The sequence below is a fragment of the Streptosporangium heterodermiicola genome (genome assembly GCF_051390675.1).
Taxonomy (GTDB): Bacteria; Actinomycetota; Actinomycetes; order Streptosporangiales; family Streptosporangiaceae; genus Streptosporangium.
This window is the reverse complement of sequence record NZ_JBPJSR010000016.1, coordinates 110,354-129,459: the sequence shown is the minus strand read 5'-3', so window position 1 is coordinate 129,459 and position 19,106 is coordinate 110,354. Positions and strand designations below refer to the sequence as shown.

Genomic DNA, 19,106 nt, shown 5'->3' with positions numbered 1-19,106 from the left:
GGCCACGCGTACCGCTCCGGTCACGCGTGGTCGCGTGGCGCGCACGGAAACGGTAGGTACGGAAAGCACGCCATACCCCGCATAACGAAACTCCTCATTACCACCTTAAAGTGACAAGGGCGGAAACACCCTGCACATAGGGAGCCTGACCAGAGGAGAAAGGGTCACATGCGCGCAGTCTGGCCGGGAGAGTCCTATCCGCTCGGCGCCACCTGGGATGGCGTGGGCACCAACTTCTCACTGTTCTCCGAGGTAGCGGAGCGTATCGAACTCTGCCTTTTCGGAGACGACGGCCGCGAGGAGCGCGTCGAGCTGACCGAGGTCGACGGATTCGTCTGGCACGGCTACGTCCCGGGGATCATGCCGGGACAGCGGTACGGCTACCGCGTCCACGGCCCCTACAACCCCTCACAGGGACACCGCTGCAACCCTTCCAAGCTGCTCCTCGATCCCTACGCCAAGGCCGTCGAGGGTGACGTGAAATGGAACGAGGCGATGTTCTCGTACCGGTTCACCGACCCGGGCAACCGCAACGACGAGGACACCGCGCCCTTCATGCCGAAGAACGTGGTGGTCAACCCGTTCTTCGAGTGGGGCAACGACAGGTCGCCCCGGACGCCGTACCACCAGACCGTCATCTACGAGGCGCACGTGCGCGGGCTCACGATGCGCCACCCCGCGGTGCCCGAGGAGCAGCGCGGCACCTACGCGGGGCTGGGCCACCCGGCGGTCGTCGAGCACCTGCTGAGCCTGGGCGTGACCGCGGTGGAGCTGATGCCGGTGCACCAGTACGTGCCCGAGCACGCGATGGTCGCCCGGGGACTGACCAACTACTGGGGCTACAACACGATCGCCTACCTGGCCCCGCACGCCGCCTACTCCGGCTCGGGACAGCGCGGCGAGCAGGTGATGGAGTTCAAGGGGATGGTGCGGGCGCTGCACGAGGCGGGCATCGAGGTCATCCTCGACGTGGTCTACAACCACACCGCCGAGGGCGACCACATGGGGCCCACGCTGGGCTTCCGCGGCATCGACAACCGCTCGTACTACCGCCTGCACGACGGCGACCGGCGCTACTACCTCGACTACACCGGCTGCGGCAACTCCCTCAACGTCCGCTCCCCGCACGCCCTCCAGCTGATCATGGACTCGCTGCGCTACTGGGTGCTGGAGATGCACGTGGACGGCTTCAGGTTCGACCTGGCCTCCGCCCTCGCCCGCGAGCTGCACGACGTCGACCGGCTGAGCGCCTTCTTCGACCTGATCCAGCAGGACCCGGTGATCTCCCAGGTGAAGCTGATCGCCGAACCGTGGGACGTGGGCCCCGGCGGCTACCAGGTGGGCAACTTCCCGCCGCTGTGGATGGAGTGGAACGGCAAGTACCGCGACAGCGTGCGCGACTTCTGGCGCGGGAGCGGGTCCGCGCTGCCGGAGTTCGCCTCCCGGCTGACCGGGTCCGCCGACCTCTACGCCATCTCGGGGCGCCGCCCGGTCGCTTCCATCAACTTCGTCACCTGCCACGACGGGTTCACCCTGACCGACCTGGTCTCCTACGACCACAAGCACAACGAGGCCAACAAGGAGAACAACCGCGACGGCACCGACGACAACCGGTCGTGGAACTGCGGGGCCGAGGGCCCGGCGGAGGACCCGGAGATCGTGAACCTGCGCCGCCGCCAGCGCCGCAACCTCCTGGTCACCCTGTTCATCTCCCAGGGCGTGCCGATGCTGCTGGCCGGGGACGAGTTCGGCAGGACCCAGCGCGGCAACAACAACGCCTACTGCCAGGACAACGAGATCTCCTGGATCGACTGGTCGCTGGTCAACGACGAGGCGGACCTCCTCGGCTTCGTCAGGGGCCTGTCCAAGCTGCGGCGCGAGCACCCGGTGTTCCAGCGGCGCCGCTTCTTCCACGGCCACAAGGCCGACGACGGGACCCGCGACATCGTCTGGCTCACCCCGGCCGGCGAGGAGATGTCGGCCGGTGACTGGCACACCGGCTACGCCAAGTCGCTGACCGTCTTCCTGAACGGCGACGCCATCACCGAACCGGGCACGCGCGGCGAGCGCATCGCGGACGACTCGTTCCTGCTCCTGATCAACGCCCACCACGAGGACATGTCCTTCACCCTGCCCGAGGCGAGGTACGGCAAGCGGTGGCAGCGCGTGCTGGACACCGCGGACGAGGGTCCCGGCGAGTCCCCGTTCGCCGAGGAGTCGTGGCCGGCCGACGCCTCGGTGGAGGTGACCGCGCGCTCGGTGCGGATCCTGCGCTGCGCGCGCCCGTAGGGATCTCCGGTGCTCCTCAGGCGCCGGACGCGACCGCGGCGGTGAGCAGGACGAGCACGAACGTCACCACCCCCACGACGCCGTGCAGCAGGACGGCGACCACGGGGAAGCGCTGCTCGGCGCCGCGGGCGTGGCGGCCACCGCCCAGCCAGCGGGTGAACATCGTGAAGCCCAGCAGCGCGGAGGCCGAGAGCACGCCGAACGACAGCCAGGCGAAGAGCGCGTCCAGGGTGAGCACGTAGACGACCCAGCAGGCCAGGGCGGAGACCGCCAGGACCGGATGGGCGAAGATCAGCAATGTCGGAAAGCGGGTGACCTTGGTCGCCTGCTGGTGCAGCCCTCCCCCCGAGAGCCACACGTACAGCAGGTAGATCCCGACCATCGCGGTGATCGACCATGTCACGATCGCGACAAGCCCCACACAGCCCTCCCGTGTCTCCCAGGATGAATCATGTATCGGGAGCCGTCCGAAGTCACTACAAGCCATCACAACCGTTATCGACCACGCTGGGAAAGCTCACAGGCCACCTTCGTGCGAAGGTAGGGCAATGCGCCTCATCCATCCCGAGAGCTCGGCCGAGGTCGACCTCGCGCGGGCCTACGCCTACCCGGACGGGCCGTGCCTCCGGATCAACATGGTCGCCAGCGCCGACGGCGGGACCTGGCTGAAGGGGTTGTCGGGCGAGCTGTCCGGCAGGGGCGACCGCCACGTCTTCTGGGTGCTGCGCGGGCTGGCCGACGTCGTCCTGGCCGGGGCGGCGACCGTACGGGCCGAGGGGTACGGCCCGGCGCGGCCCAGGCCGTCGTGGCGAGGGCTGCGCGAGGGCCGCCCGGCCGCCCCGCCGGTGGCGGTGATCACCCGCGGGCTCGACCTCGACCTGTCGGGCCCGCTGTTCGCGGAGGCGGAGCCGTACGCGCGGACGATCGTCATCACCTGCGAGGCCGCGCCCAGGGAACGCCGCGAGGAGGCCGCCAGGCACGCCGACGTGATCGTGGCCGGGGACGAGCGGGTGGATCCGGCGCTGGCGATGCGGGAGCTCGCCGAGCGCGGCCTGGGCCGGGTGCTGTGCGAGGGCGGCCCGAAGGTCAACGCCCAGCTGGCCGCCGCCGATCTGGTCGACGAGCTCTGCCTCACGGTGAGCCCGGTGCTGATCGGCGGTGACGCCGCCAGGGTCCTCGACGGCCCGTCCTCGCTCGCGCGCCTGCGCCTGGCCCACGTCCTGGAGGACGAGGGGTTCCTCTTCACCCGGTACGTCCGGCGGCCCGGGGAGGCCGTGACTTCTTGAGTCCTTGATTCCCGGAACTCTCGGCACGAAGGTGACGCGGGGCTCGAAAGGTTCCCGCGGTCGGCGAGGCCGGGACGGTTTTCGTATGGACATCACCGCAAAGAAGCGATATATCTCGAATATGCCTCGAACATCTCCCTCCGGTGACGAACTGCGCGCCTCGATCGAGGCCCGCCGCCACCTCGGGCCGGAATACGAAGACTCCCTCGTCGAGGGTTTCCTGGAGAAGGTGGACCAGGAGATCGACAAGCGGGTGGACGACCGGATCGCCGCCCGCGCACGCGAGACGAGCCCAGCGGTCCGCCCCTCCGTGGACGCCGGGCAGCGGCTGGCCCTGGCGATCATCTCCCTCGGGCTCGGCGTGCCGGGGACGATCGCGGCGTCCTTCTCCGGCCTGGGCGACTCACTCCTCGGGTTCATCCTGGTGCTCATGTGGGTCGGGATCATCGGCGTGAACGTGTCGTTCACCCTCGGGCGGCGCCGCCAGGGCTGACCTCTCCCCTTCCCCTCTCCCCGCTCCCGCATCCGGGAGATTTCCCGGCACGGCCGAACGTCGCCCGTGCCGGGTATTTTTTGATCTTTGCCACAAAGATCGATAGATGTCTGTGATGTTGGTGCCACTCCTGGTTTACTCCTCGTTCATGGACAGGAAATCCGGAGTCGTGTCACGGGGGCGTGGCGCGCATGACATCCAGGAGGCCGGTGCACGGTGGTCGACGTCAACACCGAGGCCCTCAAGGCCGCGACCCAGAACTTGATCGGCACTCTCCGCCCCATCGCGGAGCAGGTCGACACCCTGGCCGGGGGCACCCATCTCGACCCCCTCCAGTGGGGCGTCATCGGCGCGGTCACGGTGGCCAACAACTACACCCCGGCCCGCGAGTACCAGTCCAAGCAGGCCGCCGACTTCGTCAAGTGCCTCGACGGCATCAACGCGGGACTGCTCAGCGTGGTGCTCCACTACCGGGAGGCCGAGCTGGCGACCGCCACGCGCGTACAGGACGCGCAGAAGATGGCCGACCTGCCGGGCAAGATCGCCCTGGACAGGTCCGACCTCGAGACGGCGACGAAGGGCAAGGACTTGGGGCCCACCGACTAGGCGGCACCTACCAGGAGAGGGGAGGCCCCATGGCGGGCGAAGAGGCTTTCACCGGTGCCCTCGCCGAGGGCGCCGTCATCGGCGGAATGAAGGCTCTGGGCACGTACGGCCCCGCGTGGGCCGCCAGCCTGGCGAAGATCCAGCTGGCCGGGACGCTGGCGAGGCCCGCGGCGGGGGCGTCGGCCGTATGGCTGCTCGCCCAGCCGTGGGGCGACGAGGCCATCACCAAGGTCTTCAACGACTGGCGCACGATCAACCTGAAGATCGCACACCTGCGGACCAGGGAGTGGGACGACGAACTCAAGGCCATCCAGGCCGCCTGGCCGGAGGGCGCGGACCGCAAGGCCTTCGACACGTTCATGGGGGTGGTCTACCAGGAGGTCCAGCAACTGGAGACGGCCGCGCTGCAGATGGCCAACGCGGTGCAGAGCGCCCAGTCGGACATCTCCAAGATCGTCAACAACGCCGGGGTGGTCGTCGACAGCCTCCTGGGCATCATCATCGCCTCGGAGATCGCCGAGCTGATCGGCAAGCGCCTGATGGCCTCGCCCACCCCGGCGACCGTCGCGATGGGTACCGCGATGGTGGCGGCGGCCCAGGCCACCCAGGCGTCGTCCGGGCTGCTGCTGATGGGCACCGCGGTCAACACGATCGTCGGCGCGACGGCGGCCGTCATCTTCAGCATGGGCAACCTGACCGCGCTGATGAGCGCGGACAACCAGTTCCCCATGCCGCAGGCCAACCTCGACAGCGACGGCACGGACGGCAAGACGGACTTCGACGACATCACCCGTAAGAGCGCGACCAGGTCACCGGGTGAGGGCTGGTCCTACACCTGATCGCGAACGTGGGGCGAGGGCACGAACCGCCCCCGCCCCACGTCCTGTCCGACCACCCCGGATCTCACACTCGCCGCGCATCTCGTGCGGCCGCGTCGGTGCCTGTTCCTGTCACGCGTCTCGTACGGCCGCGCAGCGCCTGTAGCTGTCGCGCGTCTCGTACGGCCGCGTCAGGCCTCGTACGTGCCGGCGTCTCGTACGGCCGCGTCAGCTCTCGTACTTGTCGCGCAGTTCCCGCAGGCTTCGCAGCGCCTCGGAGACCTGCGGGTCCGCGGTGACACCGGCTCCCGGGGCCAGGCTGGGCATCCGCCCCTGCAGTGCCTCGCTGAACCCCGTCATGCCCCCGAGCAGGGGCGCCAGCACCTCGTTCATCCGGGCGGCCGCCACCTTCGAGGCCTCCCCGGCGGCCTCCATGATCGCCTCCCCCAGCGCCTCGGAGCCCAGCCTCATGGCCCTGGGGTTGATGTCGACGCCCAGCAGGGCCCCGCCGGGGGCGACCTCCACCTTCACCAGCCCGTCGGCCGCCTCGCCGTGGGCCCGCATCCCGGCCAGTTCCTCGTGCATCCCCTCGTACCGCGCCGAGAGTTTGTCGAACCCCTCCGCCAGCCGGTCCACCTCAGGGTCACCCGTCCGCCCGAAGCGGCCGTCAGCCGTGGTCATCCGATCCTCCCGTGAACAACTCAAGATCAAAGAACTCCACCTGCACTCTATTACTCCAGCGGGCGACAACACGGGTGTCACGGGTGTACAACCCTCGTGGGCCGGCCGGGAGCCGGGAAAGTCCTCACGGACGACCAGCCGAAGAGGCGGGTAGGTCCGCCCCGGAGCCGCCACGGCGGCGGGACCGGGCACTCAACGGGACGGACCGCACAATCACCTGCCGTACCCGCCGGTGCCCGGACGATGACGCGCCACCCGGACCACGGCATTGTGGCCGATCCACGACATGCGGGACGGCCGACAGATGATCTCACCCCTCAATGGGAAGGTGAATCACCCTCCACACCCTTGAAGACGCCAAAACAGTCACCAAAGGATGCTTCGCCCGTCAAGATTTTTCCGGGCGCGTCACCCGGGCACGCCATCCGTGTATGGCATCCGTGTATGACATCCGGGCACGCCACCCGCGTATGCCATCCGGTACCGGGACTCGCCCCGCCGCCCGCTTCGGCGACCGCATAGGCTGATGGAATGGACAAGGTGGTAAAGAGCGACGCCGAGTGGCGCGTCCAGCTCTCTCCCGAGGAGTTCCGCGTGCTCCGCCAGGCGGGGACCGAGCGCCCCTTCACCGGAGAGTACGTCGACACCAAGACAGTGGGCGTCTACAGCTGCCGGGCCTGCGGCACCGAACTGTTCCGGTCCGATACCAAATTCGACAGCCACTGCGGCTGGCCCAGCTTCTACGAGCCGTCGAAGTCCGAGGCGGTGACGCTGATCGAGGACCGCTCGATGGGCATGACCCGCGTCGAGGTCAGGTGCGCGACCTGCGACTCCCACCTCGGCCACGTGTTCCACGGCGAGGGCTACGGGACGCCCACCGACGACCGTTACTGCATCAACTCCGTCTCCCTGAGGCTGGAGCCCGTCGAGTAAACTACCGGCTCACCTGTGAAGGCCCCGCCGGACCGACCTCCGGCGGGGCCTTCACACGCTCGGACAGCCATATCGCTCCATCCGGAAGGTTAGCCTTCCGCCAGGAGGGGCAAAGCGAGATGACGCGTCGTACCCGGACATCTCCGCAGCGTGTTCATCTAAGGAGTCCCCGTGCATCTCCGCCATAAATGGGAGATCATCGAGACCATCGGCCGGGTGGTCACCCAACGCTGCTCGATCTGCGGCAGGACCAGGGTCCGGGTGATCTCGGTGGCGCGCGGCGCCGACCATCGCGCCCCCGAGAACGACCACCACGGGCTCGGATAGGCGAGACGACGCCTTCGAACTCGACCACCGCGGGCTTCTGACTCGACTCCGGGGGCGACTATCGCGGGCTCGGATAGGTGAGACGGCAGTCGGAGTCCTCGGGGCCGAGGACGTTGGCCAGGACCGGGTTTCCGTTCTCCCCGAACTCGGCCTGGACGAAGACCACGGGGCTGGGCATGCCGAGCTCTCCGACGAGATAGTCGACACCCGCCTCGCAGAGCTTGATCGCCTGCTTCGAGTTGTCCGCCGTCTCCGGCAGGTCCGTATATATCCGCAGATAGCCGCCGACCATGCGGATGTCCTTGACCCGCTTGGTCGCCTTACGGCTCTCGAAGTAGGCGACCGCCTTCTTGTCGGTGTGCTTGGAAGGTCCCGACGCCTCGGTCTCCCTGTCCTTCTGGCGTTCCTTCTCGGCCTTGGCCCGCTCCTTGGCCGTCTCCCCGCTCTTCTTGCCCTTGCCGTCCACCTCGGCGGCGACCACCGTGCCGGCCGCGGGGGCTCCGGGCGGCGCCATGGCGGCCACACCGCCGGGAACCGGCGCCCGGGCCGTCCCGCCCCCGGGGTCCGCCCCGCCGGAGAACCACCCGCCCACCGCGAGGGCCCCCACCGCGAAGGCGACGACGGCCACCGACACCTCAAGGACGTGCGAGCGAGACTTCTTCCTCCTGCGCCCCCGAGCACGCCGCCTGGATCGTGCCAGACCTTCGCCCCTTTGCACCCTTGGCCCTCACATAGACAGGTGATTTTCCCCTGAGTATGACAAAGCAAATGGACGGTAAAGAGACCTTCGCCGGATTATTTTTCCGCCGGGCCGTCGCCGGGGACACGTCCTTCACCCCGCGAAACTCCCGCAACACCCGGCACTCCCGGGGTTCCCGGAATTCGCGCGGTCCGCGTGACCCACGGCCTCCGCGAGCGAGGTTCGGGGAACCGCGTCCCCGCCGCCGCCGGGCCACACCGGAACCCGGAGACGGAGGCGGAGGAACGCGCGAAGGCTACGGCAGCGCCGCGACCAGCTCGCTCGGGTGCTTGCGGACCCCCGTGTAGAAGGGGATCTCCTCACGGGTGTGCCGCCGGGCCTCGGCGCCGCGCAGGACGCGCATCAGGTCGACGATGCGGTGCAGCTCGTCGGCCTCGAACGCCAGCATCCACTCGTAGTCGTTCAGCGAGAAGCAGGCGACGGTGTTGGCCCGCACGTCGGGGTAGTCGCGGGCCATCCTGCCGTGCTCGGCGAGCATCCGGCGGCGGTCGGCGTCGTCCAGCAGGTACCACTCCAGGGAGCGCACGAACGGGTAGACGCTCACGTACGCCCGCGGCTCCTCCTCGGCCAGGAACGCCGGAATGTGCGACTTGTTGAACTCGGCCGGGCGGTGCAGCGCCATCGCCGACCAGACCGGCTCGGCCAGCTGTCCCAGGCCGGTGCGGCGGAAGCGCGAGTAGGTCTCCTGCAGGTCCTCGGCCGTCGGGGCGTGCCACCAGAACATGAAGTCGGCGTCGGCGCGGAAGCCCGCCACGTCGTACAGGCCGCGGGTGACCACGTCCTTCTGCCCCATCTGGGCCATGAGCTCCTCGACCTCGGCGGCCATGCCCTCGCGGTGTCCCGGGCAGCGCTCCCTCATCCTGAAGACCGACCACATCGTGTATCGGATCACCTGGTTCAGGTCGCGCGCCTTGGGCCGCGGGTTCGCGTCCGTCATCGTCACCCCTTTGTCAACGAATCGGTGCTGTCACGCCATTCTCCCGTGGGATCCAGGTGGTCGAGAATCCGGGCCGCCGCGGTGCGGGCGGTGGCGACGCAGGCGGGGATGCCGAGGCCGTCGTAGGCGGCGCCGCACAGGGCCAGGCCCGGCCGCTCGGCCGCGGCGGCCCGGATGCGGGCCACCCGGTCGAGGTGGCCCACCTCGTACTGCGGCAGGGAGCCTCCCCAGCGGGTCACCCGAGAGTCGCGGGGCAGCCCGCGCACGCCCATGACCTCGACCATCTCGGCCATCGCGAGCGCGACCAGCTCCGCGTCGTCGCGCTGGAGCACCGCCTCCTCGCCGATCCTGCCGATCGAGCAGCGCAGCAGGACGAGGTTGGGGTCGCTCTCCGCCAGGTGCGGCCACTTGACCGAGCTGAACGTGGCCGCCTTGATCGCGCGCCCGTCGACGGCCGGGACCAGGTAGCCGCTGCCGGTCGGCGGCCTGGGGAACGCCTCGCGAGGATAGGCGAGGGTGACGATGGCCATGCTGGCGTACTCGATCCTGGCCAGCTCGGCGGCGGCCAGGGGCACCTCCCCGGCGAGCAGGCGGCTCGCCGCGGGGGCCGGGACGGCGACGATCACCGCGTCGGCCTCGACGGTCTCCGGCGCGGGGACGGGACCGGTGACCAGCAGCCAGCCGTCCTCGGTCCTGCGCAGCTCCCTGACCGTGACACCGGTCCTGATCTCGGCCCCGGAGGCGGCGGCGACGGCCTCGGGCAGGCTGCCCATCCCCCGGCTCAGGGTGGTGAAGACGGGCCCGGCGTCCTTGGGGGCGTCGGCGGCGATCTCCCTGGCCGCGGTGAGCAGCGACCGCTCGGACCTGGCCGCGATGGCGATCCTCGGCATCGTCGCGTCCAGCGAGAGCCGCTCGGCCCTGCCCGCGTAGACGCCGCCGAGCAGCGGCTCGACGAGCCGGTCGACCACCTCCTCCCCCATCCTGGCCCGGATGTACGCCGCCACCGACACGTCGTTGGTGACGCGCGTGGCCGGGAGGATGTGGTCCAGCGGCACCCGGGCCAGGCCCGCGGGGCTCAGGACGCCAGACCTGGCCAGCGCGAGGACGTCGGAGGGGACGCCCATGACGTGCCCCTCCGGCATGGGCCGCAGCGCGCCCCTGCTCAGGATGCCCGCCTTGGTCGTGCCGGGGAGCCTCAGTTCCTCGCCCAGCCCGGCCATCCTGGCCAGCTCCTTGCCCTCGGGCCGCCGGGCGAGCATCGCCTCGGCCCCCGCGTCCATCGCGACGCCCGCCACCTCGGTGGCGTGGAGCTTCCCGCCGATCCGCGGGGCGCCGTCGAGGACGGTCACCCTGAGGTGGCCGCCGTGCCGCCGCAGGTGCCACGCGGCGGCCAGCCCGGCGATCCCGCCGCCGACGACCACCACATGCCTCCGCTTGCCTTCCATGACCCCAGACCGTACCGGTCCCCCTCCCCGCCCGCGCATTCCGCCCGGCGCCCCTGGCGTCCCCGTGACCCGACGGCACGCGGAACGTGACGCCATCGTGACTGCCCCCCGCCGAACTCCTCCCACGCACCCGCCGTCATGATGTTCATGAGCAGATTCCGGTACGGTCCGCGCCTGGCGGTCCCCCTGGTGGGCCTGGCGCTGTTGGTGTCCGCCTGCGCGAGCAACGAGGTACAGAGCACGTCCGACCTCGCGGCACCCGCACCCGCCGCCGAGTCCGACGCCGGCGGCTCCGGCGTACGGGCTCCCGAGGCGGACTCGGCCTCCCGGGAGGCCGCGAGCAAGGACGAGGCGTCCTCCGCGTCCCCGTCCGACTCCCAGAACACCGCCCAGGTGAGGGTGATCCCGGAGGACCGGGCGATCGTCTACACCGCGGAGATGACGGTGAGGGCCAAGGACGTCACCGCGGCGGCGGACCGGGCCCGGCAGCTCGTCACCACCGCGGGCGGCTACCTGGCCAGGGAGAGGTCCGACGCCCACTCCGACGGCGAGGGCTCCGCGACCCTGGTCTTCAAGATCCCTCCGGGCAACTATCCGGGAACGCTCGACCGCCTGGGCAGGGATCTGGGCACGCGCGAGTCGCTGCAGCAGAACACCAAGGACGTCACCGAGCAGGTGGCCGACGTGGAGAGCCGGCTGAAGTCGGCCAAGGCCGCGCTCGACTCGCTGCGCACGCTGCTGAAGCGGGCCAACACCATCGGCGAGGTGCTCGACGTGGAGCGGGAGGTCTCCAACCGCGAGAGCGAGCTGGAGTCCCTGCAGGCCAGGCAGCGGACCCTCGCCTCGCAGACGAGCATGGCGACGCTGACGCTGAACCTGGTAGGCCCGGCGGCGGTGGTCCAGAAGGAGGACGACGAGCCGGCCGGCTTCCTCGGCGGCCTGAAGACGGGATGGAGCGCCTTCGTCTCCGCCGTCAAGATCGGGCTGACGCTCCTGGGCGTGCTGCTCCCCTGGCTGGTCCTGATCGGCCTGGTCTGGCTGGTACTGGCCTTCCTGCTCCGCCTGCGCCGCGGGCGGGAGGACAGGCCGCTCGCTCCCGCGCGGGTCGAGGTCGAAGAGGAGGAGGACGACGCCGACGAGGGGGCCGTCCCCACGGGCCCGAGAAGGGGCGACACCTCTGGATGACCGCCCCGGGGAGACCGGTTCCCGGGGGGCGTCCTCGGGTGAGCGGTCCCCGGTGGGCCGGACGGTCAGCGGGCGGAGGCCTCGTGGACGAAGTCGGTGAGGCGGGCCAGCTGGTCGGGGTCGGTGCCGGGCAGCACCCCGTGCCCCAGGTTGAACACGTGGCCCTCGATCTTGGCCGCGCGGGCGAGGATGTCGCCCGCGCGGCGTTCGACGACCTCCCACGGGGCGAGCAGGATCGCCGGGTCGAGGTTGCCCTGCAGCGCCTTGCCGGGGCCGACCCGCAGGGCGGCCTCGTCGAGCGGGACCCGCCAGTCGACGCCCACGACGTCGGCCCCCGCCTCGCCGAGCAGGCCGAGCAGCTCGCCGGTGCCGACGCCGAAGTGGATGCGCGGGGCGCCGGCACCGGCCAGGCCCGCGAAGATCCGGCTGGTGTAGGGGAGGACGAACTCGCGGTAGTCGTCGGGCGAGACCGCCCCCACCCAGGAGTCGAAGAGCTGGACGGCGGAGGCCCCGGCGGCGAGCTGCACGCGCAGGAAGCCCAGGGTGATCTCGGTCAGCCGGTCCATCAGGGCGTGCCACAGCCGGGGCTCGCCGTACATCATGGCCTTGGTGTGGTCGTGGTTCTTGGAGGGGCCGCCCTCGATGAGGTAGGACGCCAGCGTGAACGGCGCCCCCGCGAAACCGATCAGGGGGGTCGCGCCCAGCTCCTTCGTCAGCGCCTGGACGGCCTCGGTGACGTAGGAGACGTCGTCGGGCTCGATCGGGCGCAGCGCCTTGGCCGCCTCGGCGTCCCTGATCGGCGCGGCCACCACCGGCCCGACGCCGGGCTTGATGTCGAGATCGACGCCGATCGCCTTGAGCGGCACGACGATGTCGCTGAAGAGGATGGCCGCGTCCACGCCGTAGCGGCGGACCGGCTGCATCGTGATCTCCACGACCAGCTCGGGGGTGGCGCAGGCCGTGAGCATCCGCACCCCCTCGCGGAGCGCCCGGTATTCGGGCAGCGAACGACCGGCCTGGCGCATGAACCACACCGGGGTGTGGGAGACGGGCTGTCGGCGGCAGGCGCGCAGGAAAGCGGAGTCGGCGGGCTCGGAAGTCACTCCACCAGGGTGCCATGTCGGGGGACCGGTCGGCTCACCAAGGCCGCAGACCGGCAAGACCGATACGAAATCACCGGCTATTCAATGAGATCCCACCTCACACCACCCAGACACAGCCAAGTGATGACAATGATCGCGTCTTACCGGTTTTGAGAGCTTCGTCCACTGAAATCCGATGTTGGTACGCGGCAAGTGCCGTCGCGCGGAGCGAAGCGATCATGTTTCCGGGTACAGTTCCTCCCATCGGCGATCCTGGCCCGGCCCCCGGCTGGTCCAAATGTTCGCCAAGTCACCGCGCGGCATCGATTCCCGCACCACTTTGGGGACACGCCGAGCACGCTGCGCGGAAATGTCGGCGCGACGTGCCAACGTCGGACCACGACCCGACGAAAGGCCCGTGCGATGTCCACCATGTGGAGTTCACCCGAACATCGCGGTGAGCACCGTGCCTCCTGCGCTCGCGGGCGGGTTCCCGAACCACGATCCCGGTCCGGCGATCGCGGCCGGGACGGGCACCGGAAACGGCCCGGCGCCGGACGGGTCCGCGCCACGCGCGGCCACGCGCTCTCTCTGGGAGTTCCCATCGGCGGGGTCGCACCCGCCCTCCGCAGGCCGCCGGCAGCGGCTTGATCGGTCCCCATGGCTCCTACACACACCCCAGTGGTCCCCATGCGCTCAGTTTCGACCTACGCTTCCGATATGACCGTCGGTGACGCGCCCGCTCCCGCCGCCTTCAGGCGCGCGGTGGCGAGCCTGCGCCCGGCGGAGGTCAGGCCCGAGATCGAGCTGGAGGACATCCCGGCCCCGCAGCGCCTGGCCCCATACTCGGCCGCGATCGGCGCGTCGGTGTACCGCGACGACGACGAGCTCGCGGTCGGCCGCCTCATCGTGCTCTTCGACCCCGACGGCCAGCGCGGCTGGGACGGCCAGTTCCGGCTCGTCGCCTACGTGCGGGCCGACATGGAGCCGGAGATCACCGAGGACCCGCTGCTCGGCCCCGTCGCGTGGAGCTGGCTCACCGAGTCGCTCGACGCGCACGACGCCGGCTACGCCGCCGCCGGAGGCACCGTCACCCGGGCGGTCTCCGAGGGCTTCGGCAACAAGGCCGACGACCCGGTGACCACCGAGCTGGAGCTGCGCGCGTCCTGGTCCCCGCTGCAGGAGGACCTCTCCGGCCATGTCGCCGCCTGGTGCGACCTGATGTGCCTCGCCGCGGGCATCCCACCCCTGCCACCCGACGTGGCGGCGCTGCCGCCGCGCCGTCGCGAAGATCCGGAGCCCTTCAGAACGTGACCGATGAGACGACCGTAGTCCCGCTGCTGGAACCTCGCGAGGGAATCCCACCCGTCGTCGAGGACCCGGCCGCTCTCGCGCGCGTGGTGCGCGCCTTCGCCGAGGGCACCGGCCCCGTCGCCGTCGACGCCGAGCGCGCCTCCGGCTACCGATACAGCGGCCGCGCCTACCTGGTCCAGCTGCGCCGCGCCGGTGCGGGCAGCGCCCTGATCGACCCCATCCACTGCCCCGACCTGTCGGCGCTCGACGCGGCGCTGGCCGACGCGGAGATCGTGCTGCACGCGGCCTCCCAGGACCTGCCGTGCCTGGCGGAGGTGGGCTTCCACCCGCGCGAGCTGTTCGACACCGAGCTGGCCGGCCGGCTGCTCGGCTACGAGCGGGTCGGGCTCGGCCTGATGGTGGAGAACGTCCTCGGGTTCAGGCTGGAGAAGGGTCACTCGGCCGCCGACTGGTCCACCCGCCCGCTGCCGGAAGACTGGCTGCGCTACGCCGCGCTCGACGTCGAGGTCCTGATCGAGCTCCGCGACATCCTGCACGAGGAGCTGTCCTCCAGCGGCAAGCTGGCCTGGGCGCGGGAGGAGTTCGCCGCCGTGCTCGCGCACAAGGCCCCCGCCCCGCGCTCCGACCCGTGGCGGCGCACCTCGGGGATCCACAAGGTCCGCTCGCTGCGCGGGCTCGCGGTGGTGCGGGAGCTGTGGACGCTCCGCGACGGGCTCGCCCGCGAGTCCGACGTCGCCCCCGGCCGGGTCCTGCCCGACTCTGCGATCGTCACGGCCGCCCTGGAGCTGCCCCGCACCACCAAGGCGCTCACCGACATCCCGCCGTTCACCGGCCGCAGCGCCCGGCGGCACCTGCGCGACTGGCTCGCCGCGATCGGCACCGCCCGCTCGCTGCCCGACGCGGAGCTGCCGCAGCCCAGCACCCCCGGCGACGGGCCGCCGCCGGCCAACCGGTGGATGGACCGCGACCCGGTGGCCGCCCGCCGGCTCGCCGCCGCCAGGGCCGTGGTGGCCGCGCTCGCCGACGAGCACCACATGCCCGCGGAGAACCTGATCCAGCCCGACGCCGTACGCCGGCTGACCTGGGAACCGCCCCCGGTCATCGACGACGAGGCCGTGGTCGCCCGGCTGCGCGAGCTGGGCGCCCGCGAGTGGCAGATCGGGCTGACCGCCCATCCGATCGCGAAGGCGCTGCTCCGCCTGGAGATCAAGGGGCAGGCGTGAGGCTCCGCCTGGAGATCAGGGGGCAGACGTGAGGCCCCCGCCCTTTACAAAGTAGATCATTGCCGGTTCCCCGGGACCCCGAGCGAGCATGGCTCGCTCGGCCCCGGTCCCCCGATCCGTGGAACGTTCCAGCTCAGCTCCGGCAGGCCGCCGGGAGGGGCCACGACGAGAGACGTTCCGCCTCGTCCTCCTCCTCCGCGGGCGGCTCCGGCCGCACGTAGGGGATGGCGCACCACACCGTCCGGCCCAGTCCCGTACCGTGCTCGCGGGTTCCCCAGCGCCCGCCGGAGAGCCGGTCGACGATGAGCAGGCCGCGCCCGCGCCTGGCGCCGGGAGGCTGGTTTCGCGGGATGTGCGGGGCACGGGAGGCCGAGCCGGGATCGGAGACCTCGACGTGGACGGAGTCGGGGGTGGCTGTCAGCGTCAGGCCGATCAGGTCGTCCACCAGCCCGCGGTCGGCGTGCTCCACGGCGTTCGCCAGCAGCTCCGAGACCACCTGGACGACGTCCGGCAGCAGGACGTGGTCCGGGCCGAGGGCCTCGCGTGTCTCGCGGCGCGCCTGCCCGACCGATTCGTAGGCGCTGTCCAGAAATACCTCCGCGAGCTTTCCCGTTTCCATGCCCGAAGCCCTCCACCTGGTTTCACGAATCGCCGTCGTCACGCCCGCCCCCGCGGGGAATCCTTTCCAAGGGACGACTACCCTTCGTGTCCGCCTCGACACGCGACAGGCGCGCGCTTCCGATCACTTTCCGCGCGGCCACCGGGGAACGCGGGACATTCACCCGCACCGGTCTCGATGTCCGCCTTTCCCGGGCACGCGATCCGGCGCGAAGTTCGGCGAACATGCGACGCCGCTCGTGGGCATGCGGTCCCGGTACGGGGTTCGGCGGGCACGCGATGCCACTCGCGGGCGTGCGATCCGGTACGGGGTTCGACGGACACGCGACGCCGCTCACGGGCATGCGGCCCGGTGCGGGATTCGACAGGCGCGCGGCGATGACGGCGCGAGACCGTCACGCGCCGGGGGGCGACTCCCCCGAACCCCGCGCGATGAGCTCCACGGGCACCGTCACGCGGCGGACCGGACGGCCGGGGTCGGCGATGCGGGCCAGGAGCATGTCGATCGCGGTGCCGCCGATCGTCGGGGCGTCCTGGGCGACCACGGTCAGGTCGGGACGCAGGCTGGTGGCGAGCTCGGAGTCGTCGAACCCGACGACGGCGACGCGCTCCGGGCCGTCCCTGAGGCAGCGCAGCACCTCGACGCTGGTGGTGGCGTTCCCCGTGACGACGGCGGTCGCCGGGGACGGTCCCGACAGGGCCGTGCGGACCGCGGCGGCGATCCGGTCCGGCTCGATCCTGCCGGGGTGGACCATCCCCTCGGCGGGGGCGCCGTGCGCCGCGAGGCAGTCGCGGAAGGCGGCGGCCCGCTCGTGGCCGGTGAAGATGCGCTCGTCGTCGCCGATGTAGGCGATGCGCTCGTGGCCGTGGCGGACGAGGTGCCCGAAGGCGAGCTCGATGCCCGCGACGTTGTCGGAGAGCACGCAGTCGACGTCGAGGCCGTGGACGGGCCGGTCGACGGCGACGAGCGACAGGCCCGCGTCCAGCTCGGGGATGAGGTAGTCGTGCCCGCTCCCTATGGGTTCGAGGATGACGCCGTCGAAGCGGCGCCGGCACATCGACATCACGACGTCGCGTTCCAGCCGTTCGTCGTCCTCGGTCGAGGCGGCGAGGACCATGAGCTTGGCCGCGCGCGCCGCGCGCTCCAGGGCCTGGAGCACGGGGTTGACGTGCGAGAGCTGCCGGACGGCCGCCCCCAGGGTCCCGGTGACGCCCAGGCGCAGCTGGCGGGCCCGCTCGTCCGGCTGGTACTCCAGGCCGGCGATGGCGGCGTGGACCCTGGCGACCAGCTCGGGCCCCACGGTGGGGTCCTGGTTGACGACGCGGGAGACGGTGCGCAACGCCACCCCGGCCTCGCGCGCCACATCGACCATCGTCGGCCGGCGACCGCGGCGCTTGCCGTTCACAGTGCCCTCCATGCCCTCTCGTGCCCCCATGCCCTCCGCGCCTCCCGGCGCCTCTCCGTGCCTTTTCATGCCCCTCCGCGAGTCCTCCGCGAATCCTTCGCGAAGGACTCGCGAACCCCCGGAGCCCCGGCGAGCCCTCGACGAGATCTCCACCGGGCTCCATCATCGGGAGGATCGGCCCGATCGGCCACCCCTCGCGCCCGTCCGCCCGGCGCGACGGCGACACGGCCGGGAAGTGACGGGGACACGACGGGGACGAGGCCGGGACGCGACCGGGACGCGACCGGCTCGTTCCGGTGTGACTAACTCGTTGCCAAGCGCCCTCTTGAAACCTGGCGGTAACACCCTACCCTTCGAGATAACGTTATCTCGTCTCCGCTTCATACACTCGAAGCCGGAGCAAGGAGGGCTGCGCTTTGCGTAGATCAATAGCATTTGGCCTGGTCACCCTGCTCACCGTGAGCGGGTGCGGCATGGGTGCCGAGGCGGAGAAGCCCGCCGCCGGTGGCGGAAACGTCACGCTGAGCTTCCTGGTGTTCGAGACACCGAACCTCGACGCGGCGTTCTGGGACGCGGCGATCGCGCGGGCGTCCGCGAAGGTCCCCGGCGTGACCATCAAGAAGCTGGTGACGCCGAACGTGGACCGGACCGGCTACGCCAAGCAGCTGGACGCCTCGGGGAACCTCCCGGACATCCTCCAGTCGGTCAACCCGGCCGGGTTCGCGCAGGCCGGCAAGTTCGCCGCCTTCACCGCCGACGAGCTCAAGAACTTCGTCGCGCCGACCGCGGGCGCCGTCGCGGGCAAGATCTACCAGCTGCCGTACAACACGCAGGTCATCCCGGTCGTCTACTACAACAAGACCCAGTTCGCCGAGGCGGGCGTCACCGAGACGCCGACGACGTACCAGCAGCTGCTGGACGTCTCCGCCAAGCTGAAGGCGAAGAAGATCACCCCGTTCGTGGTCGGCGGGGGCGGCGCGGACACCTGGGCGGACATGTATCCGCTGACCGGCACGGTGGCCACGGACGTCTACAGGAAGACCCCCGACTGGCTGACGCAGCGGGCCGCGGGCTCGGTGAAGTTCGCCGACCCCGCCTTCACCTCGGCCGCCCAGAAGATCGCCGACCTGGCGAAGCGGGGCTACATCGACCCGGCGGGCCTGAGCCGCTCGTACGCCGACACCGAGCAGGCCTTCCGCGACGGCAAGGGCGCCATGTACCCCATGGGCTCCTGGTTCGCGACCTCGGCCGACAACAAGAAGCCGGACTTCGAGATCGGCGCCTTCCCCTGGCCCTCCGACGACGGCTCCCTGGTCGTGCCGACCTTCACCGGCGGCGGCACCTCCGTCAGCGCCACCGCGGCCGACGTCGCCCTGGCCAAGAAGTGGGCGCTCGCCTTCGACGAGGACCAGCGGAACAACGACGCGTTCGTCAAGGCCGACGGCTCGATCCCGGCGATCAAGGGCTACACGCCCCCGGCGGACATGGGCCCGGTCTACAAGGCGACCGTCGAGATCTACGAGCGGGGCATGAAGGAGAACGCCATCGTCAACGCCTTCTCCCAGGAGACCGGCGACGGCTCGCTGCCCCCGGGCCTGGCCGACAAGACCGCCGTCGCGGTCCAGGACCTGATCACCGGCAAGAAGCCGACCTCGGAGTTCACGGCCTACCTGGACGACCAGTGGGCGAAGGCGACGCAGTAG

The 19,106-nt window shown here is 70.8% G+C and carries 19 protein-coding genes; 11 read left to right on the top strand and 8 right to left on the bottom strand.

What is annotated here, in order from left to right; translation table 11 throughout:
• Nucleotides 1-168 precede the first annotated feature (168 nt).
• Nucleotides 169-2,289, top strand: a complete 2,121-nt coding sequence (gene glgX / locus ACSC1Q_RS30340) for a glycogen debranching protein GlgX (RefSeq protein ID WP_436762104.1) — start codon at nucleotides 169-171, stop codon at nucleotides 2,287-2,289.
• A 16-nt stretch (nucleotides 2,290-2,305) separates the two neighbouring features.
• On the opposite strand, the gene ACSC1Q_RS30335 is transcribed toward glgX, so the two are convergent.
• Nucleotides 2,306-2,710: a hypothetical protein gene (locus tag ACSC1Q_RS30335; protein WP_436762103.1), complete on the bottom strand. Its 405-nt coding sequence runs from the start codon at nucleotides 2,708-2,710 to the stop codon at nucleotides 2,306-2,308.
• A 127-nt stretch (nucleotides 2,711-2,837) separates the two neighbouring features.
• Here ACSC1Q_RS30335 and ACSC1Q_RS30330 point away from each other — a divergent pair, with 127 nt between their 5' ends.
• The 4 genes from ACSC1Q_RS30330 to ACSC1Q_RS30315 all read left to right on the top strand — a co-directional run bounded on the left by ACSC1Q_RS30330 (nucleotide 2,838) and on the right by ACSC1Q_RS30315 (nucleotide 5,513).
• Complete coding sequence (locus ACSC1Q_RS30330; protein WP_436762102.1) at nucleotides 2,838-3,575, top strand: pyrimidine reductase family protein; 738 nt, start codon at nucleotides 2,838-2,840, stop codon at nucleotides 3,573-3,575.
• Between the two features lie 121 nt (nucleotides 3,576-3,696).
• Nucleotides 3,697-4,068, top strand: a complete 372-nt coding sequence (locus ACSC1Q_RS30325) for a hypothetical protein (protein WP_436762101.1) — start codon at nucleotides 3,697-3,699, stop codon at nucleotides 4,066-4,068.
• Between the two features lie 216 nt (nucleotides 4,069-4,284).
• The gene (locus ACSC1Q_RS30320; protein ID WP_436762100.1) at nucleotides 4,285-4,674 is read left to right on the top strand and encodes a hypothetical protein; all 390 of its coding nucleotides are present in this window, start codon (nucleotides 4,285-4,287) and stop codon (nucleotides 4,672-4,674) included.
• Between the two features lie 29 nt (nucleotides 4,675-4,703).
• Nucleotides 4,704-5,513, top strand: coding sequence for a hypothetical protein (locus tag ACSC1Q_RS30315; protein WP_436762099.1), 810 nt, complete (start codon nucleotides 4,704-4,706; stop codon nucleotides 5,511-5,513).
• Nucleotides 5,514-5,720: 207 nt separating this feature from the next.
• Here ACSC1Q_RS30315 and ACSC1Q_RS30310 read toward each other — a convergent pair whose 3' ends face one another.
• The gene (locus ACSC1Q_RS30310; RefSeq protein ID WP_436762098.1) at nucleotides 5,721-6,173 is read right to left on the bottom strand and encodes a YbaB/EbfC family nucleoid-associated protein; all 453 of its coding nucleotides are present in this window, start codon (nucleotides 6,171-6,173) and stop codon (nucleotides 5,721-5,723) included.
• A 531-nt stretch (nucleotides 6,174-6,704) separates the two neighbouring features.
• On the opposite strand from ACSC1Q_RS30310, the gene msrB reads away from it, so the two are divergent.
• The gene (gene msrB / locus ACSC1Q_RS30305) at nucleotides 6,705-7,106 is read left to right on the top strand and encodes a peptide-methionine (R)-S-oxide reductase MsrB (protein ID WP_344746678.1); all 402 of its coding nucleotides are present in this window, start codon (nucleotides 6,705-6,707) and stop codon (nucleotides 7,104-7,106) included.
• A gap of 171 nt (nucleotides 7,107-7,277) precedes the next feature.
• Nucleotides 7,278-7,433, top strand: a complete 156-nt coding sequence (locus tag ACSC1Q_RS30300; protein WP_436762097.1) for a hypothetical protein — start codon at nucleotides 7,278-7,280, stop codon at nucleotides 7,431-7,433.
• 58 nt (nucleotides 7,434-7,491) lie between these two features.
• Here the strand turns inward: ACSC1Q_RS30300 and ACSC1Q_RS30295 are convergent, their stop codons facing one another.
• The 3 genes from ACSC1Q_RS30295 to hemG form a co-directional block, all read right to left on the bottom strand.
• Complete coding sequence (locus ACSC1Q_RS30295) at nucleotides 7,492-8,061, bottom strand: hypothetical protein (RefSeq protein ID WP_436762096.1); 570 nt, start codon at nucleotides 8,059-8,061, stop codon at nucleotides 7,492-7,494.
• A gap of 367 nt (nucleotides 8,062-8,428) precedes the next feature.
• Nucleotides 8,429-9,130, bottom strand: a complete 702-nt coding sequence (gene hemQ / locus ACSC1Q_RS30290; RefSeq protein ID WP_436762095.1) for a hydrogen peroxide-dependent heme synthase — start codon at nucleotides 9,128-9,130, stop codon at nucleotides 8,429-8,431.
• A gap of 2 nt (nucleotides 9,131-9,132) precedes the next feature.
• The gene (gene hemG / locus ACSC1Q_RS30285) at nucleotides 9,133-10,575 is read right to left on the bottom strand and encodes a protoporphyrinogen oxidase (protein ID WP_436762094.1); all 1,443 of its coding nucleotides are present in this window, start codon (nucleotides 10,573-10,575) and stop codon (nucleotides 9,133-9,135) included.
• Between the two features lie 147 nt (nucleotides 10,576-10,722).
• Here hemG and ACSC1Q_RS30280 point away from each other — a divergent pair, with 147 nt between their 5' ends.
• Nucleotides 10,723-11,760: a DUF4349 domain-containing protein gene (locus ACSC1Q_RS30280; protein ID WP_436762093.1), complete on the top strand. Its 1,038-nt coding sequence runs from the start codon at nucleotides 10,723-10,725 to the stop codon at nucleotides 11,758-11,760.
• A 65-nt stretch (nucleotides 11,761-11,825) separates the two neighbouring features.
• On the opposite strand, the gene hemE is transcribed toward ACSC1Q_RS30280, so the two are convergent.
• Nucleotides 11,826-12,863 (bottom strand): uroporphyrinogen decarboxylase, encoded by a 1,038-nt coding sequence (gene hemE, locus ACSC1Q_RS30275; protein ID WP_436762092.1) that lies wholly within the window; start codon nucleotides 12,861-12,863, stop codon nucleotides 11,826-11,828.
• A 699-nt stretch (nucleotides 12,864-13,562) separates the two neighbouring features.
• On the opposite strand from hemE, the gene ACSC1Q_RS30270 reads away from it, so the two are divergent.
• Nucleotides 13,563-14,156: a DUF3000 domain-containing protein gene (locus ACSC1Q_RS30270; protein WP_436762091.1), complete on the top strand. Its 594-nt coding sequence runs from the start codon at nucleotides 13,563-13,565 to the stop codon at nucleotides 14,154-14,156.
• On the top strand, nucleotides 14,153-15,379 hold the full coding sequence (locus ACSC1Q_RS30265; protein ID WP_436762090.1) for an HRDC domain-containing protein: 1,227 nt from the start codon (nucleotides 14,153-14,155) through the stop codon (nucleotides 15,377-15,379). The genes ACSC1Q_RS30270 and ACSC1Q_RS30265 overlap by 4 nt, the downstream gene beginning before the upstream one ends.
• Nucleotides 15,380-15,512: 133 nt before the next feature.
• Here the strand turns inward: ACSC1Q_RS30265 and ACSC1Q_RS30260 are convergent, their stop codons facing one another.
• Nucleotides 15,513-15,998: an ATP-binding protein gene (locus ACSC1Q_RS30260; RefSeq protein WP_436762089.1), complete on the bottom strand. Its 486-nt coding sequence runs from the start codon at nucleotides 15,996-15,998 to the stop codon at nucleotides 15,513-15,515.
• Nucleotides 15,999-16,392: 394 nt separating this feature from the next.
• On the bottom strand, nucleotides 16,393-17,472 hold the full coding sequence (locus ACSC1Q_RS30255; protein ID WP_436762088.1) for a LacI family DNA-binding transcriptional regulator: 1,080 nt from the start codon (nucleotides 17,470-17,472) through the stop codon (nucleotides 16,393-16,395).
• 347 nt (nucleotides 17,473-17,819) lie between these two features.
• Here ACSC1Q_RS30255 and ACSC1Q_RS30250 point away from each other — a divergent pair, with 347 nt between their 5' ends.
• The gene (locus ACSC1Q_RS30250; protein ID WP_436762087.1) at nucleotides 17,820-19,106 is read left to right on the top strand and encodes an ABC transporter substrate-binding protein; all 1,287 of its coding nucleotides are present in this window, start codon (nucleotides 17,820-17,822) and stop codon (nucleotides 19,104-19,106) included.